General features: G+C 61.4%; 1 protein-coding gene. It reads right to left on the bottom strand.

Annotation, left to right across the window (positions count from 1 at the left end):
* A partial coding sequence (locus tag ACIOTL_RS18070; protein WP_400344227.1) for an HNH endonuclease occupies nucleotides 1-1,241 on the bottom strand: 1,241 nt, incomplete at its 3' end.
* Between the last annotated feature and the right edge of the window lie 20 nt (nucleotides 1,242-1,261).

Raw genomic sequence — 1,261 nt, 5'->3', positions numbered from 1 at the left:
TTGTTGCAAGTAGCGCATCGGCCATCGCCGTTGAAGACGGTGCTCTTGCCGCCGCGGGCGTATTGCTTGACGTGGTCTATTTCCTCCACGATGCCGTCGCAGAACGGGGTGCGGCAGTGCCGGTCGCGGATCGCGATGAACTTCTTGAGCTTTTCCGGGAAGATCCGGGCTTTGGAGTCCATGGCGATCAGGTCCTGGTCGCCGGGTGCGGTGTAGAGGCGGGCCAGTTCGGTGCGCACGTCGAGCTGTTCGATCAGCTCCGTGGTGGGTTTGGCGTCCATTTGGTCGAAGGTCAGGCTGTTGGGGATCTGGTGCCCGCTGATCCATTCGCGCACGCTCTGGGCGGGGATGAAGCCGTAGCCTTCCAGGTAGGCTGGTTCGCGTTCGCCGGCGAACAGGGCCCGGTCGGTCATGACTACTGCGACTTGCAGGGCGATGGGCATTTTGGAGGGTTCGCCGACCATCATGTAGCTGAAGAGCAGGTCGGCGCGGATCTGGGTGCGGGTGCGGGGGTCGCCTTTTTTGCGCAGGGTTTTCGATTCTTCGTCGAGGTAGCGTTTGAGGCACATGCCCTGCAGCAGGGGGTATTCGCCGTGGATGATGATGCGGCCGTGCTGGTCGTCGATTTTCAGGGTGAGGTTGCGTTGCTCTTCGACGGTTTTCTGCTTGATGGAGTCGGGGTCGGAGATGTAGGCCAGGGCGAATTTGCGGACTGTTTCCTTGATTTGGGTGGTGCCCATGGATTCGAACATGTGCGGGTTCTGGGCGTAGAGCTGGTCGAATTCGGTGCGGCGCTGGGGTTTGAGGTCTTGGAGCGGGGTGAGGATGGCTTGGGTTTGGGCTTCGGTGAATTCGCCGCGGGCGCAGGCGGCGGCGAGGTTCGGGGTGTCTTCGAAGAGGATGCGGCAATTGACCAGGTAGTTGCGCATGCCGTGCGGTGATTGCTTGCGGGCCAGGGCGACGCAGGCGGCTGCGCCGCGGGTTTGGTCATCGAGGTGGATGCCGCGTTCTTCGTGGTCGCGGACGTATTCTTTTTCGATTTGGTGGGCGAGGCCGGCTTGTTTGCAGCGTGCTGCGGAGATGAGGGCTTCCAGCAGTTCGATGCCGTGGGCGCAGTCGGCTTTGCTGCCGTGTTCTTCGAGGGCGGAGAGGTCGTTTTGCACGGTTTGGACGTGGAGGTCGAATTCCTCGGGGGGTGCTGGTGGGGTGAGGCTGTTTCCGTGCGCCTTTGCTTCGGACATGTTCTAATTATACTTCGCTT

Origin of the sequence: Glutamicibacter sp. NPDC087673, assembly GCF_044743255.1 — a bacterium.
Taxonomy (GTDB): Bacteria; Actinomycetota; Actinomycetes; order Actinomycetales; family Micrococcaceae; genus Glutamicibacter.
Note: the sequence above shows the minus strand (reverse complement) of the source record. Positions and strands in the feature narration are given on the sequence as shown.